The organism is Flavivirga jejuensis (assembly GCF_030540765.1).
Taxonomy (GTDB): domain Bacteria; phylum Bacteroidota; class Bacteroidia; order Flavobacteriales; family Flavobacteriaceae; genus Flavivirga; species Flavivirga jejuensis.
Genome location: NZ_JAUOEL010000004.1, coordinates 151,836 through 167,472 on the forward strand (window position 1 = coordinate 151,836; position 15,637 = coordinate 167,472).

The window sequence follows — 15,637 nt, forward strand, 5'->3', positions numbered from 1 at the left end:
CAAAAACAGTTGATTATCAAATCGATTGGCTTATCACTTTGTAATGTATTGAACATTTCAAAATGTGATGATCATACAATGAATTTAAAATGAAAAGTAAACAGTTAATAAGTAGAAATATAGAAGTATTTTATAATAAAGCATCCGAAGAAACCCGACTTGAAAAAGGAATGGGCGTATTTGAATTTGAAAGAATTAAATCACTCATTGAAAAATATATCCCCGCAACATCTTCAAAAATAATTGATATAGGTGGCGGAACAGGAAAGTATTCGGAATGGCTTGCTAAAAAAGGACATCAGGTCTATTTAGTAGAACCTGTTTCTAAACATATAAGAATCGCAGAAAATAGAACTAATAAATTAAAGAATAAGTTCTCTGTTCAATTAGGTGAATCCCGAAAGTTAGAATTTCCAAATAATTTTGCCGACCTAATAATTCTACACGGACCTCTTTATCATCTTCAAAAAAAAGAAGATAGAGATTTAAGTATTAAAGAAGCCAAACGTGTTCTTAAAAATGATGGAATTATTTTGGGTTTTGCTATTAATTATACAGCATCCACTTTGGTTGGTCTCTTAAATGGTTTAATTCATAAAAAAACCTTTTTTGAAATGTGTAAGGACGAATTAACAACTGGAATACACAATCCGCCAAGTAATTTCCCTTGGCTATTAGCAGAAGGATATTATCACAAACCAGAACAATTGAAAGAGGAGTTTATAAATCAAGAATTAACCTATCTCAATACTTATGCTGTTGAAGGAATGGCTTGGTTAGATAAAGATTATTTTTCCAATATGTTAAACGATACAAAGAAAGAAACATTAATAGAACTCACAAAAGTCACAGAAAACGACAGCTATCTTTTACCTTTTAGCCCGCATATGATGATCGCAGTAAAAAAACAAAACAGGTATGGAAAATAAAAATAAATATTTTAAAGCTTTGATTGCGAATAATGGTCAGTTGAATGAAATAGACCTTGGAGAAAAAATGGGTATTAGTGAGGATGAAACAAGGAAAATAATTGTTCAACTTCTATCTGAATATAAAATTGAAAATGTAGAAAATAGAGCTTGTAATTATAGCCTTATAAAAACCACAAAGAGGAAAAATAAAAAGAGGTAATATATGTATAAAGCATAGGTTTTTTGTACTAAACCTAGCTGTGAGTTCATTAAAATGAAACCTCTTAACTTATTCTAGCAAATAGAATAAGTTAAGAGGTTTTTTATTTATCTAAAGTTTATTGGTTTTAACTGTACTTTAGTGGATTTCGTTTTTAGTTTCTAAAAATTTTTGACATGATTTTCACGAATTTACAGGAATTCAGTTTTACCATATTTCATAAAGCAGGCTTTCAGTCTGCCAAAACTAACCTATGGACTTTCAACTTATGGTTTTGTTTACTATTCTATTACCGAATTGGTTACATCAATTGGTGTATCAGAATGCATAGAAATGCTAGGATAAACAGGATACCAGGACCCACCAATGTTATTTTGTATTGTAGAATTATCAATAACGATATTTCCAGAATGATCATTACTAACAAACATAATGGATGAACCAAAGGCGTTTACTTCATTTTCTTCAATACGTGTTCCAAGTAGCGTTAAAGTCATGGTATTGCCATCATTATAAATAGCACCACCACTACCACCACCAGGGGTACCAGACTCTGCTGGGTTCCCACCATTTCCTATGGCTCTATTATGCGAAAAAAAGCTGTTTATAATCGTCCAGGATACACCAATACTACTTATGCCACCACCGTTAGATCCTACATTGCCATAGCCTTCGGCACCTCCAAAAGTAGTATTCACAACATAGACAGGTTGGTTGTTATATTGACTAAAAACCCGAATAGCACCGCCAACATCTGGTCCAGTACTTTTGCAATGATTATTAAAAAAGCGTGAGTTTACCACTTTAAATCGTCCACCGCGAACCCATATAGCCCCACCGCCATCGTATTCGGTTTCAGCCGTTGAGTTCCCATCTGCAAAAGTGATATTTTGTACTGTGAGTTTTGGATGGTCTTGGTTTTGACAATGATTTGTTGTCCATACTTGATCGGGATCACAAGTATTCATATATAAAATACGTGAGCTCCCGCCACCGCTTAAAGTAATTAATCCACCTCCATCTATAATAACAACAGGATTCGCATCATTAATTACTTTTGCTGGTTTGTCCATAACAATAGTATATGGGTCTGGCCCACAATTAAATACTATTTTTCCGCCCTGAGCTACTGCGTCTACAACAGCTTCACAGGTACAACTTTCTGGTGTGCCGTCTCCTATAACAATATCAGGATTTGTAACGTCTTCTAAGCTGGCTTCGACTGGAATTGCTGAATTCCCATCAGGATTTCCAGCAGCAGGACCATTTTCGGGGGCTTCTAGAGGGTTGTGCGTGGAAGCTAAAACGTCATCATTCTGTTTAGAACAATTAGTAAAAGTAAAAACAAGAGTTATAATAAATAGACTCTTGATGATTTTGCAGGTTAAGTTTTTCATCTATAATATGTGTTAAAAAGATATATACGTTAATAAGATTGTTTTTAGATTATGTTTAATCTAAAGAATCCCTCGAGGCTCTGCGTCGGGGTTTCCGATGTCACCTCTCTTTTGGAGCTACGGTGTACCCACAAATATTGGAGTAGGAAAGCTATTTATAAATTTTTAAAGGCTCAAAAATAATCGTTAATAACAGACCATAGGGCAAGCCCAGACCCTTCGTAAGAATAAAGAACAAAATTTCGAAACCCAGGAGCATAGCCTTGGATGCTGTGATGGGGCGACGCGAAATTTTGTTCTTGGTTCTTCTTAAGTGCAGCGCGAGAAGAAATTCCTTCGAAGGGGTGTCTTTTCTCCTGCTTGCCGTCTTTTAGGCAGGTTTGTTACTTTTCTTTGGACGAGCAAAGAAATCGAAGATTCATGAACTCCTATTTATCAAATAAGATTTGTGAACTAAAAGTAAATAATAAAATAGAAACCTTCTTTAAAAGATGTGGGTACACCGTAGCTCTTTTGGAGAAGTCATAACTGCCTTTTTTGGCAGTTCTGGGAGAGGAAAAATACAGAATTTTGGTTTTTGACCTTTTTAGGTCAAAACCTTGTGGGAAACTTGATTAGGTATGAAACCAGCGAAATACCTCTATAGCTCTGCAGAGGATAGTTGGTTTCAAGAAATTCTTTATTTAGTCAAAATTGTAAGTTGAAACCATTCCGATTTTTAATAGAATCTATGTTTAATATTTTGCAGTTAAAAAAATTAGATTTTAATACTATTATTATATTAGAATTGAGTGAGGGTTTTATGTTTTTTATATAAGTTCTTGCTTACGTGTGTAAGCAGAAAAATCTATTTAAGTGTTTAATTTCATGTGGTTTATGTCAGAATTTTGAAGCAGAAAATATTTTTAACAGACTAAATATGCATATTGAAGTATTTATTTGTTTTATAGTAAGTTACAATTTATTTTGGTCGCGTTTTAACCATTTACTATGCCAAAGAATTACTTGTTTTTTATTGTTTTTGTATGTGTTTTTCATTTAAGCAATGCGCAAATGTTAAGGAAGGAAACTTTGGCAATTCAAGGGTCTTCACATGTCGTTTACGCTAATAATAAAAGCTATTATATTATTGAAAGCATTGGACAAGCTAGTATTATTAATACTTTTAATGCTAACGATTATTCTTTAAGACAGGGGTACCTACAACCTGTTTCTGCTTCTATTATTGCTAGCGATTTTAATACAGATTTTAAAGCAGTTATTTTTCCAAATCCATTTCCTTCAGAGGTTCAAATTAAATTTAAAGAACCTGTTATAGATATATTACAAGTTACAGTTAGAGATGTTTTAGGTAGAATTGTTTTAAATAAAGAATATAGCCCAATGCCATCTATTGTTTTGGACTTAAACCATTTAAATACAGGTAGCTATTTGGTTCACATTAGGATGCGATCTAAATTGTTAAAAGCAAAAATTATTAAACGTTAATATGAAGAGACCATTACTAATTAGCCTCATTTTAATATTAATATCAAGTATTTCAGGCTTTAGTCAGCAATTGTACATGGAATATGGAACTACCATTTCATCTTTTGACTATAAAAATTCGCAAGGAGAACCTTTAGATAATATTTTATCACAATCTAAAACCTACATAGGTATGGGGTATAGAGACAATATTAATAGTGCTAAAACCCTGTTTTTGTCTTTAGGTGCATCGTATTCTGGCTATGGTACTATAGGAAGCGACAATAGGTTAGATAATTATTTTGAATGGGATGTTGGTTATTTGGGAGTTCATGCAGATTTAGATACCTATTTATTTCAATTACGGGATTTCTCATTCTACTTAAAGGGAACTATAGCTACAGAATTCTTAATTAGAGGCAATCAAACTATAAATAACCAAGTATACAATTTAGTTGGTGAGGATGAATTTAATAACACTATTTTTTTTGTAAAAGGAAGTTTTGGGATGCAATATCCTATTTCTAATAATACAGCCATTTTTGCAAATTATACTTACGGAAAAACAGTCTTGCTTAATAGCGGAATTAACGCAGAAAAATTAAACTTAAATACTCACCAATTTGGAATTGGTTTTATTGTAAATCTACCAAACTGTGATTGCGATTTTTAAATAGATGAACTTATGAAAAAAATATTTTTAACTCTTTTAGTCACTTTTTTTTATTTTTTAAGCTTTTCTCAAACAGATGGAATTACTTATCAAGCAGTAATAATTGATAATAGCCCTCAAGAAATTCCGGGCGTTAATATACCATCTAATAATTTACCAAATACAGATTTGCAAGTTAGGTTTACTATAGTTGATGCTGCTGGTGGTTCAGAATATCAAGAAACACATAACACAACAACCGATCCCTATGGTATGATTAATTTGCTTATAGGAAAAGGGACTCCAGTAATAGGAGCATTTGATCAAGTGTATTGGGATAATTCAAAGTTTTTAAGAGTAGAAATAGATTTGAATACAGGAGATGGTATGGTAGAGTTTAGCTATCAGGAGCTAACTTATATACCATATGTGAGACACCGTGAAATTATTGCAACTTCTACATTAGATGTCGATGGAGCAACTAATTTAAATAACAATTTAACCGTAAATAACCAAAGTCCAACCTATTTAACGGGCGACTTAACAGTAGATGGTTTGGTAGCTTTTGATGGTCCCCTGGAAGTTGGTGGCGATACCCAATTGTATGCAGATTTAACGGTTGATGGGATCACTAATTTAAATAATAATTTATTTGTCAATAATGGGGCAACAACCAATCTTTCTGGTGATATAACGGTACAAGGTATAGGGACGTTTCAAGATGGTAATTTTCAAAATATTACAGTTGCCCAAAGTTCTAATTTAAATACATTAACAACATCGGGAGTAAGTAATTTAAACGGACAAGTAACTATAGATGCTTCTCTTAGTGGCGGACAATCTAGCAATAATGCGTATCCATTAATTGTAAGAGGTAGTGACCAAGGTGTCGTTATTCAAGTAAACGGCGGTAGAAATACGGGTAAAAACTTTGTGACTTTTAGAGATGCTTCTGGCATTCATGGAGCTATAGAGGGGCAAACATTAAGTGAGTTGCATGGTAGTTTTAGATATATTTGGGATGAAGCTATGGCAGGATTAGAACAGGCGTTTACCTTAGCAGAACAAATAGCTTGTGGTTCACAGTTAGATTTGGCCGAATCTGGAGTTATGCTAGTAAATAATTTTGTTTTAGGAGCAAAATGGATAGAATTAACAGTAGCAGCAGAAAATAATGTTGGGGTGTCTTACGAATCTGGAGGCGCCGATTATGCAGAATGGTTAGAAAAAGAAAATCATTCCGAAACGTTTACTAAAGGAGATATAGTAGGAGTGAAAGGAGGTAAGATTAGTAAAAATATAAATGGCGCCCACCATATTATGGTTATTTCTACTAATCCTATAGTATTAGGAAATATGGTTAAAGGGAATGAAAACAATTTTGAAAAAGTGGCTTTTTTGGGTCAAGTCCCCGTTCGTGTTGTTGGGAAAGTTGCTATAGGTGATTATATTTTACCATCAGGAAGTCATGATGGTACAGGTATTGCCGTATCGCCAAATAATATGAATATTGATGATTACCAATCTATTTTAGGTGTAGCTTGGGAAGCTTCAAGAAATGAGACATTTGGCTATATAAATGTAGCTATTGGAATAAATACTAACGATATAGCTTTGAAAGTATTACAACAAGAAAAAGAAATTGAAGAAATAAAGCATCAATTAAATCTTGTTTTAAAAAAGCTAAATGGAGAATCTGTTGATACAGATAATAAAGGATTAGTGGCTACGCAAGCAAAATCACCTACTAAATCAATGGATTCTATTAAATTAACAGATGTAGAGCTTGAGGAATGGGTTTCTAAATATGGCTACATTTTTGAAATTTCTATGAATCAATTAAAAGAGAATTTTAAAAATAGAAATGTTAATTTAAAGTTGTTTCCAGAAGTTGAAGCTATTGTAAATAATCCCATAGAAACGATTAAGAAAATGAATTCTGGAGCGTATTTACCAGCTTTATGGAAATCATTTGAGAAAAGGTATCCTAATGCACTTAAAAAACGGTAATGTCATTCAGAACGAAGTGAAGAATCTCTAAAATATAGCGTTAAAATTTAAGAGATTCTTCAGTCCTAAGCTTCGCTTATATCTTCAAACAAAATATATTTTGTTTTCGATAGCCTACCATTGACATGTTCTATAAATAGCTAACTTCCAATTGTTTGTCATTCAGAGCGCAGCGAAGAATCTTTATTATTAATCTCTAAAGATTCTTCAGTCGTACCTCCTTCTGAATGACACTAACCCTCTGACTAGCCTTTGCAAACAATAGGACGAGATGGGAACTCCTTTTTGTTCAAAGGCTGTCATAGCATTTTTCATTAAGAACAAATTGAAGACTCTTATTTATACTTTGTTTGCTTCCTTGTTTTTTTTAGCTTTTTTTAAGAGTTGTTTTTGTATTTTCTTTATAGCAGATTCTATAGATTTTTCTGGTTCTATAATATTATACACCCCCCAGAATTTAGGATCGGTAAAACCAGAAGTCGCATCAACTAAGATTGTTGTTGGACGCATCATTTTATTTCTGGGTTTTTCAATATCTGCATCTTTAATACGCCAATCTGTAATAGCCATTTCACTATTAAGAGTATAGATATTGTTGAATAGTTTTCTTTTCCAATTCACTTTAAAGGTTAATGAAATATTACTATATGCATACTGCCATTTGCCATTTTTAGTTCTGTAATTTACCCTATAACTAGCTTCGGTTGGGTATACCTGTGCTGCTCCAGGTTTTTTACGTACATACATTTCGCTGGTTAGTTTTTTATTTTCAACATTTAAACTGTAAACAGCATTTGTAAGTGCCAACGTTTTTGACTCAATATAAAGTTTACCATAATATAATGGGGTGAGAACATTTGGTTTTTGTTTAAAATGAATAACATAAATTAAGTTTTCATTTATTTGAGTTGATTTACCAAAAGTGAAATCGTAAAGCGGAATATCTTCTTTAGTAAAAATATATTCTGGGTACTTTATAATATCTGTGTACAAATTACTAAAGGGACCTCCTTGTAATTTAAGAGCAAGGGTATCAAGCTTGGCATAATTTGTTTTTTTTCTAGACTTAATGAGTTCTATAGCATCTCTTTTATTGCTACTATATGGGCGTTTATGTATTTTTACAATAGCTTCAGATAGCGATGCATTATTTTTTCTTTTTTTAATAGTTTCTCTATAAAAACCCGTCATTAACGTATTGTCATTATTGTATAACAAACTTTTGTTTTTAAGTGTTGCTTCTAAAAGTGCTTTGGCGTCTTTGTATGTATCAATTTCAACAACATTTAACTCAGTAATTGCTGGTGTTAATGTTACTTTTATTTTATTTTTTATGGTTGAAATTTTAATTTCTTTCTTTTCATAACCCAAGTGAGAAATAATTAACGTACCATCTAATAAATCTTGAGGTATTTTTAAAAGAAATTCACCATCTGTATTAGTAACAGTGCTGATATTAGAATTAGTAATAACGATGTCTGAAAAAACTAAAATGTCATTAGTATTTTGGTCAACAACGGTGCCTTTAATCTCTTTTCCGAGCTGATTATCTTGTGCGTTTATAGTGAACACGCTAAAAATAAAAAGAGTGGCTAAAGTTCTTAATGTTAGTAGGGGAAAATTTTTCATGATTTTATAATTTATACTGAAAGATACAAAAAAAGCATGAATAATTGTTATCTATTTGATCTTAAGTGTTTTGTAGTCGGTATAAATTAAGAAAAGTATATTTCTTTTCACGTCATATTTTGTTCATAAATTCCCTACAAAGCGTTCTTTTTTATTGGTTTTAAATGGAGTTAAAACTATGTGTTTTAGTGTATTTCGTTTTCAGTTTCTAAAAACTTTTGACACGAACCAGCCTGCCGGCTGGCAGGTTTCACGAATTCACACGAATTCAGTTTTACCATATTTCACGAAGCAGACTTTCAGTCTGCCAAAACGAACCTATGGACTGGAAGTCCAGGAGTGGTTTAGTTCAATTTTGTACCTATTTAGTTTAGATATAATGACCAAACTGTTTATGTCTGTTTGCAGTCGAAAACTCATCATTCTAACAAATAAAGAGGTTTCAACTGCGCTTCAGACATCTAAATTTAATGTGTTGATTTTTATTTAGATATGTTTATTATTAAATCGAAATCAGGTTGTTTAATGTTTTTCAGATATTATTATCATCGGTGAGTGTTTTCATAAAAGCGATAATAGCTTGTATTTCTGCTTCAGACAACTGTAAATTATCAAAAGGCAGGGTTTGATATTTATTTTCAATACCTAAACCTGTACCTCCTCCTTTGTTATAAAACTCCATGACTTCTTCCAAAGTGTTATAAACACCATTATGCATGTATGGGGCTGTTTTTGCTATGTTTCTAACGGTTGGAGTTTTAAAAAAATGTTTGCGCTCTTCTGTTTTAAACAAGTTATAGCGTCCTAAATCTGGAGAAATTTTTGGATTAATTGTGTCTGTTGTTGCAGGTACTCCTATAAATTCTAATTCTGTATCATTAAAATAAGGAGGCACTGTTCCGTTAAAAACAGGCGCAAAATGACACGTTGCACATAAAGCTTTTCCTGTAAATAGATTAAACCCTAGTTTTTCTTGAGCAGTTAAAGTATTTTCTTCGCCTCTTATGTTTCTATCAAACTTAGAGTTGAACGTATTTAAAGTTCGTATATATGATGAAATTGCATGACGGATATTAAAATCTACTCTTTTATTACTGTATAGGGTAGTTATTTTCTCTTTATACTTTTCGTTTTTCATCAATCGGTTTATAATAGAATCCATGGAGATATTAAACTCATTGTGATTTTTTACTACGCCTAATATTTGTCCCTCCAAACTTCCTGCTCTTCCATCCATAAAAAATGCTTTTTGATAAGCACTGTAGGTAACGGTAGGTGTGTTTCTTGTTTGGCGATTATCAAAGGTTTTTCTTCCATCGGTGAACGCTAAATCTTTAACATGGCATGTGGCACAAGCCATAGAATAGTCTTTAGAAAGTGATTTGTCATTAAATAACTCTTTACCTAAAGCTCTTTTCTTTTGTATCTGTGTGGTATCACTTAAATGATCTGTAAAGTAATCTTGATTTATAGTTTCTTTAGAAAAAAGAGATGTCAGGTCATTAGACAATGCCATTTCAAAAGGGAACTTAACATTCCAATCCTTTTGGATGTTTACTAATGTTTCCAATTGGGGATGAATATGATTTTTTATAAATTCAAACCTATCAAAAGCATCAAAATCGTATTGTAAATCTTTTTGTGCTTTTTTTACTAATGTAATGAATGTATTTAATAATTCTTTTGATGTGAAGTTGGCTTCATTAAATTGTAAAATATCAATAATTGTTTGATATGTATAACTACTTTCTAATAAAGATTGATTTAAAACAGGAGAATCGAAACCAGTAATACCAGTAGTTCCAATTCTAACCAATTGATCTCTAAGCAGCCAAATTATATGATAATTTTTTAAATTAAGTAAAGGATTTTTTTTAATCAATTTTAATCGATCTCTTGTTACATGAAGTGCATGATTTAATGCCATTGTATCTAAATTTTCATCATATAGTGCTTCCTCGATTACTTGAAACCCTATGGGATTTATTACTTTTACATCATTGATATCTTCTTTGATTATTGGAATGTTAGGTGCATTTAAAGATTTGTAGTTACCCTTATTAGAATATGCTAAAATGGGCTCTAATAGTTTAAAGTTTTTTCTAGCTAAAACGTAATACTTCTTTTGTTCTGTTATTGATTTTCCATCTATACTATCTAAGTTATTGATGGTATTTGTTAAATAATTGATATACAAATTTTCAATCTTTTTTGCAGAATTATTGATTGATTTGTATTTGTTTTTATCTTCTTTTTTATTGCAAGCTACTAATAAAAGCAAAAGACATACATAAATGCATGTCTTAGCTTGACCTATTATTTTATGAGTCATTTTCTATCTGTCTAATCCTGTAATTAAGTGTAAAATTGAGCCTTCATCTCTATATGCTTCAGTGATTGCCAAAGGATCTGTAAATGAAGTTCCATCTGCTGGATTCCAATTGTGATTTTGTGTCATAGCCAAAAATGTGTTTTTTCCATTGTTTACAATATCTGTAATATCAATCATTCCTGTAATTTCCCATCTATTGGCAGCAAAACCATATCCTTTCGTTTCTGCAGTTATTTGATCACATTCGGCAACTACTTTTAACTCTCCTGAATTTAAGTTATACTGGTATAATCTTGCATAATGTGCTTTATTACCAGTTCCTGCGATGGCAGGATCTTCTTGGATGTATGCATAGTTTTCGGTAACCAAAATATTATCTGGCGAGAGGAATTCTTCAGCAGTTCCTCCAACAATATCACCGTCTAATACACAAGTAATTTTTGCAGCACCAGTTGGATCTGTATCATTTAAAGTTACTTTATAAATGCGACCAGAAATGGTGCCTTTACCGTGTAAATCTGGTTTGTCACGACCAGTAACAGCAAAATAAATTTCTCTATTATTGGCAGCAGAACCTCTTCTCCAGTCAATATCTTCTAAACGAGAGAATCCCATTAATCCTTTTGCTTTACATTCTGCATCTAAAGCATTAATTTCTGTTTCTTCTAACTCAACAAACTCAGCATCATATTCAGTTCCTTCTGCCATGTCAACTTCATAAGTTATACCTGCTGTAGTTACTTTTAAGCCGTATAACTTACCTCCATTTAAGTCCCCTTTATCACCTACATACATGCCTAATTGCCCAGAAGGAATATCATCTTCACCTTGATCGTCTCCTATAAAAACAACTGTTTTATCAGCATAAGCATCTTGGTGGATTGCTACTGCATTTTCTGTAGTCCATTGTCCCATAGTTGGTAGCATTTCAGCTATATCAGCGTTAGCAGCATCTTTATATGGATCTGTTACAAAAACGCCTTGTGAAGAACCACCCCATTCGCCTCCAGAAAGGTATAATGGACCAAATCCGTGCTCTTCTGGAGTAATCATAGAACCAGAACATTGAGCAGTAGACGCCGTAGCTGTTGCATTTAAAATATACTCTCCGTAAACGGGTCTTAAATGTTTATTTAATGTAATTCTTGCGATTGAAAAGTCTGCTTCAATATTATTAATTAGTGTAAAAGTTCCATCGTCTTCTGCTAATAAACCAGCCCCATCTGCCATAGAACCGTAAACAAAATCTGGTGAATTAGGGATAACATCTTCAGAAGATAGAATTGGAGTAATTTTTAAGTTAGAAAATTCACTCGTTACTTTTAAAAAGTTTGGTGTTTTAGATGCTATTAAATAAACAGAAGCGTCTTGGCCATCTTCACCATCTTCTCCATTTTCTCCGTCAATGCCATCTTCACCGTTAGCACCGTTAGCGCCATCTTTTCCATCCTCAATGTCACAGCTTATTACTGTTAAACAGGGAGTCGTTAAAACTAGTAGTAATAAAAAAAGTTTAAGTAATTTTTTCATAATCTAAAATTATAATTTTTGTGGTTATTATTAGTTCTCAAAACTATTACTAGACCGTGTAAAACTTGTTAAGGGATTAATGTTGTTTTATTAATTTAGAGTTACAATAATGTTAACAAGGTTAAAAAAGTATTAATAGAATTGGGCTAATATTATCAACTAATTAAATAAGGTTTTTTGTAATGCTTTTTTAAATTAAAAGGACTAATGCAATAACTAGGATTAAGTATAAACTCTTAACGAATTTTTTAGATTTCCGAAATTGAATATCTGTATCTTTACACATCTAATCTTTCAATATTATTTATGTCATCAGACGGTATCTTATTTAAAAAAACAGGCTACTTTTCATCGCTAATTTGTGATTATCTGGAAGAGAAACCAGAGTTAAAAGCGTTTTATCATCACTTCCCTAAGCTTGAAAATTTTGAAAATCAGATAAAAGAAAAAAGGGTGTCTTTTAAAGCGCATTCCAGAACTGTTTTAGTAAATAGTCTAAAACAACAATATAAGGATATTGAGGCATCAGATTTGACGCAGCAAAATATTGATAGCTTACAACAAGAGAATACATTTACGATTACTACAGGACATCAACTTAATTTATTTACAGGTCCCTTATACTTTTTATATAAAATAGTATCTGCTATTAACCTTTCAAAAGAATTAAAAGAAACACATCCAGAATCTAATTTTGTACCAGTTTATTGGATGGCGACAGAGGATCATGATTTTGATGAAATCAATTATTTTAATTTTAAAGGCAAGAAGGTACAGTGGAACAGAGATTCTCTAGGTGCTGTAGGGGAATTATCGGTAGAAGGTTTAGAGGACGTATTTAATTTATATTCAAAAGAATTAGGAGCTAGTAAAAATGCAGATTACTTAAGGCATTTATTTCGTAATGCGTATTTAAATCATACTAATTTAGCAGATGCCACACGCTATCTTGCTAATGAGTTATTTAAAGATTATGGTTTAGTGATAATTGATGCTAACGATTCTGATTTAAAAAAACAATTTGCTCCTTATGTGGAAGATGAATTGTTGAGCCAAAAATCTTTTAAGTCAGTTTCTGAAACAAACAAAAGTCTTTCTAAAAATTATAGTATTCAGGTAAATCCAAGAGCGATTAATGTATTTTATATAAAAGCAAACTTACGGGAACGGATTGTTTTTGAAGATGATGTATTTAAGGTAAACAATACCGATATCTCATGGAGCAAAGATGAGTTGTTAAAACATCTTTATGAGATGCCAGAAAGATTCTCACCAAATGTGATTATGCGCCCTTTATATCAAGAAGTCATATTACCCAATCTATGTTATATTGGCGGTGGTGGCGAATTAGCTTATTGGTTTCAGTTAAAACAATTCTTTAACACTGTTAATGTACCATTTCCAATATTACTATTACGTAATTCAGTTTTAATTAAGACAGAACAACAGGCTGATAAATTAAAAAAGCTGAATATTTCTAATGAAGACATCTTTTTAAAAAGAGATGCGTTTATCAATAAAAAAGTGAGAGAGATATCAAATATTGATATTGATTTTTCAGATCAAAAAGCACATTTAGAAGCCCAATTTAAAGGTTTATTTAAGTTGGCTGAACAAACAGATAAGTCTTTTTTGGGAACAGTAAAAGCTCAAGAAGTAAAACAATTAAAAGGCTTAGAAAAATTAGAAAAAAGATTACTTAAGGCTCAAAAAAAAGTGTTAGCAGATCAGGTTTCAAGAATTACCGAATTGCAAGAACAATTGTTTCCTAATAAAAGTTTACAAGAACGGAATGCTAATTTCTCTGAGATTTATTTGGAATATGGAGAAGCGCTAATTCCTAAACTTGTTGAAAATTTAGAGCCGTTAAAAAAAGATTTTATCATATTAATCTTATAAGAGGTCTTTTATAAGGTTTACAATATATTTTAAAACAGATACTCATAAAAGACAAGTTATTAATATTAAATATCTAATTAATGCATAAAATTGATATAGAATTAGTTGAAATGACTATGGACGTCATGAAATATGCCATCGATAGGCTTTCTTCAACCCAAAGTAAGATTGGAAAACCTAAAAGTGAAGCCAAACTTAAAGAGCTAATAGGGGAAACCGTTACAGGAAAAGGTGTGGGAGGTGAATACGCTTTTAATTTGTGGAAAAAACATTTAATGAAGGCAACTGTACCAGTAGACCATCCAAGGAATTTAGCTTTTGTACCTGCATCTCCAACCAGAGCATCCATCATGTTTGATTTAGTAACATCTGCTTCTAGTATACATGGAGCCTATTGGATGGAAGGTGCTGGTGGTATTTTCTGCGAGAATGAAGCTATGCGATGGATTGTGTCATTAACAGGATTACCAGAAGGGGCATTTGGTGTGTTTACAAGTGGTGGTACGGCAGCAAATCTTTCGGCCATGGTAACTGCTCGGGAACATTGGAGAAAGAATGATGCTTTTAAAAGAGAAAAAGGACTTATAATTACTTCAATAGGGGCACATTCTTCCATTAAAGCCATGGCTAAGGTGATTGATGTGGACGTTTTATTAGTAGATACAGAGGATCGATTACGAGGAGAAGAATTACAGAATGCTATTAAAAATTTAACAGAAAGTGAACGTAAACGCTTATTTTCTGTGGTAGCTACAGGAGGTACTACCAATGCTGGTATTATTGATGATTTAAAGGGTATTGCCGCTATTTGCGAAAAAGAAAATTTATGGTTTCATATAGATGCTGCTTATGGAGGCGGTGCATTAGCAGCCGATTCTGTAAGGCATTTATTTAATGGTATTGAAAAAGCAGATAGCATCACCATCGATCCACATAAATGGATGTTTTCACCTTACGATTGTGGCGCTGTTATTTATAAGAATCCAGAACTGGCTAAACAGGCGCATTCACAAGAAGGGTCGTATCTCGATATTTTTAAAGATGAAGGGTCTCAAGGTTTTAACCCAACAGATTACCAAATACAATTAACACGTCGTGTAAGAGGGTTGCCTTTATGGTTTTCATTAGCAACTCATGGAACAGATCGCTATAAAGAAGCAGTAGAGCGCGGTTTAGAATTAGCTCAAATAGCAGGAAAACTGATAACCGAAGATCCTAATGTAGAACTTGTTAGAGAACCAAGCCTGTCTTGTGTGTTATATAGAAGAATAGGATGGCAACCAGAAGATTATACTAATTGGACTTACGAAAACCACCGTAAAGGGTTTGCATTAGTGACACCAACAAAATGGAAAAATGGAGATACTTTTGAGACGGTGTCTCGTTTTTGTTTTATAAACCCCGATACTACAGAACAAGATATAAAACTCATTTTAGATTCTATGGTGTAAAATGGATAGTCGGCTCTTGACTATTTTTAATTATATCGTTCCTTTAGAGCCACCAGAACTGCTTTTTTGCTGTTCTGAGTGAGGCAAAACCTGTGCGCAACATGATTGGGTATGAAACTGGCGAAACATCCCTATAGTC

Annotated in this window: 11 protein-coding genes; 7 read left to right on the top strand and 4 right to left on the bottom strand. The window is 32.5% G+C overall.

Going from position 1 to position 15,637, the window contains the following annotated elements; genetic code table 11:
- Nucleotides 1–89: 89 nt before the first annotated feature.
- Both Q4Q40_RS12300 and Q4Q40_RS12305 read left to right on the top strand, forming a co-directional pair.
- Nucleotides 90–929: a class I SAM-dependent methyltransferase gene (locus Q4Q40_RS12300; protein WP_303302131.1), complete on the top strand. Its 840-nt coding sequence runs from the start codon at nt 90–92 to the stop codon at nt 927–929.
- On the top strand, nt 919–1,131 hold the full coding sequence (locus tag Q4Q40_RS12305; protein WP_303302132.1) for a hypothetical protein: 213 nt from the start codon (nt 919–921) through the stop codon (nt 1,129–1,131). The genes Q4Q40_RS12300 and Q4Q40_RS12305 overlap by 11 nt, the downstream gene beginning before the upstream one ends.
- A gap of 281 nt (nt 1,132–1,412) precedes the next feature.
- On the opposite strand, the gene Q4Q40_RS12310 is transcribed toward Q4Q40_RS12305, so the two are convergent.
- Entirely contained in the window at nt 1,413–2,528 is a 1,116-nt protein-coding gene (locus tag Q4Q40_RS12310) for a hypothetical protein (RefSeq protein WP_303302134.1), read from the bottom strand.
- A 990-nt stretch (nt 2,529–3,518) separates the two neighbouring features.
- On the opposite strand from Q4Q40_RS12310, the gene Q4Q40_RS12315 reads away from it, so the two are divergent.
- From Q4Q40_RS12315 to Q4Q40_RS12325, 3 genes are read left to right on the top strand one after another with little or no spacing between them, the layout of a single operon-like run.
- Nucleotides 3,519–4,016 carry a T9SS type A sorting domain-containing protein gene (locus tag Q4Q40_RS12315; RefSeq protein WP_303302135.1) on the top strand — a complete coding sequence of 166 codons (498 nt, stop codon included), beginning with the start codon at nt 3,519–3,521 and terminating at the stop codon, nt 4,014–4,016.
- A gap of 1 nt (nt 4,017) precedes the next feature.
- Nucleotides 4,018–4,668, top strand: coding sequence for an outer membrane beta-barrel protein (locus Q4Q40_RS12320; RefSeq protein ID WP_303302136.1), 651 nt, complete (start codon nt 4,018–4,020; stop codon nt 4,666–4,668).
- A gap of 12 nt (nt 4,669–4,680) precedes the next feature.
- Entirely contained in the window at nt 4,681–6,657 is a 1,977-nt protein-coding gene (locus Q4Q40_RS12325; protein WP_303302137.1) for a hypothetical protein, read from the top strand.
- Nucleotides 6,658–6,996: 339 nt separating this feature from the next.
- On the opposite strand, the gene Q4Q40_RS12330 is transcribed toward Q4Q40_RS12325, so the two are convergent.
- The 3 genes from Q4Q40_RS12330 to Q4Q40_RS12340 form a co-directional block, all read right to left on the bottom strand.
- Nucleotides 6,997–8,286 carry a carboxypeptidase-like regulatory domain-containing protein gene (locus Q4Q40_RS12330; RefSeq protein WP_303302139.1) on the bottom strand — a complete coding sequence of 430 codons (1,290 nt, stop codon included), beginning with the start codon at nt 8,284–8,286 and terminating at the stop codon, nt 6,997–6,999.
- Nucleotides 8,287–8,818: 532 nt separating this feature from the next.
- Complete coding sequence (locus tag Q4Q40_RS12335; RefSeq protein ID WP_303302140.1) at nt 8,819–10,618, bottom strand: cytochrome-c peroxidase; 1,800 nt, start codon at nt 10,616–10,618, stop codon at nt 8,819–8,821.
- Between the two features lie 3 nt (nt 10,619–10,621).
- Nucleotides 10,622–12,148 carry a PhoX family protein gene (locus Q4Q40_RS12340; RefSeq protein WP_303302141.1) on the bottom strand — a complete coding sequence of 509 codons (1,527 nt, stop codon included), beginning with the start codon at nt 12,146–12,148 and terminating at the stop codon, nt 10,622–10,624.
- Nucleotides 12,149–12,454: 306 nt separating this feature from the next.
- Between Q4Q40_RS12340 and bshC the strand changes: the two genes are divergently transcribed.
- Together bshC and Q4Q40_RS12350 are read left to right on the top strand one after the other, a co-directional pair.
- Nucleotides 12,455–14,047 carry a bacillithiol biosynthesis cysteine-adding enzyme BshC gene (gene bshC / locus Q4Q40_RS12345; protein ID WP_303302142.1) on the top strand — a complete coding sequence of 531 codons (1,593 nt, stop codon included), beginning with the start codon at nt 12,455–12,457 and terminating at the stop codon, nt 14,045–14,047.
- 80 nt (nt 14,048–14,127) lie between these two features.
- Nucleotides 14,128–15,498 carry a pyridoxal phosphate-dependent decarboxylase family protein gene (locus Q4Q40_RS12350; protein ID WP_303302143.1) on the top strand — a complete coding sequence of 457 codons (1,371 nt, stop codon included), beginning with the start codon at nt 14,128–14,130 and terminating at the stop codon, nt 15,496–15,498.
- Nucleotides 15,499–15,637: the final 139 nt, after the last annotated feature.

Coding starts and splice junctions, on each gene's coding strand:
- Q4Q40_RS12340 (WP_303302141.1), bottom strand. CDS start 12,148: ATGAAAAAATTACTTAAACTTTTTTTATTACTACTAGTTTTAACGACT.
- bshC (WP_303302142.1), top strand. CDS start 12,455: ATGTCATCAGACGGTATCTTATTTAAAAAAACAGGCTACTTTTCATCG.
- Q4Q40_RS12325 (WP_303302137.1), top strand. CDS start 4,681: ATGAAAAAAATATTTTTAACTCTTTTAGTCACTTTTTTTTATTTTTTA.
- Q4Q40_RS12315 (WP_303302135.1), top strand. CDS start 3,519: ATGCCAAAGAATTACTTGTTTTTTATTGTTTTTGTATGTGTTTTTCAT.
- Q4Q40_RS12330 (WP_303302139.1), bottom strand. CDS start 8,286: ATGAAAAATTTTCCCCTACTAACATTAAGAACTTTAGCCACTCTTTTT.
- Q4Q40_RS12320 (WP_303302136.1), top strand. CDS start 4,018: ATGAAGAGACCATTACTAATTAGCCTCATTTTAATATTAATATCAAGT.
- Q4Q40_RS12300 (WP_303302131.1), top strand. CDS start 90: ATGAAAAGTAAACAGTTAATAAGTAGAAATATAGAAGTATTTTATAAT.
- Q4Q40_RS12310 (WP_303302134.1), bottom strand. CDS start 2,528: ATGAAAAACTTAACCTGCAAAATCATCAAGAGTCTATTTATTATAACT.
- Q4Q40_RS12335 (WP_303302140.1), bottom strand. CDS start 10,618: ATGACTCATAAAATAATAGGTCAAGCTAAGACATGCATTTATGTATGT.
- Q4Q40_RS12305 (WP_303302132.1), top strand. CDS start 919: ATGGAAAATAAAAATAAATATTTTAAAGCTTTGATTGCGAATAATGGT.
- Q4Q40_RS12350 (WP_303302143.1), top strand. CDS start 14,128: ATGCATAAAATTGATATAGAATTAGTTGAAATGACTATGGACGTCATG.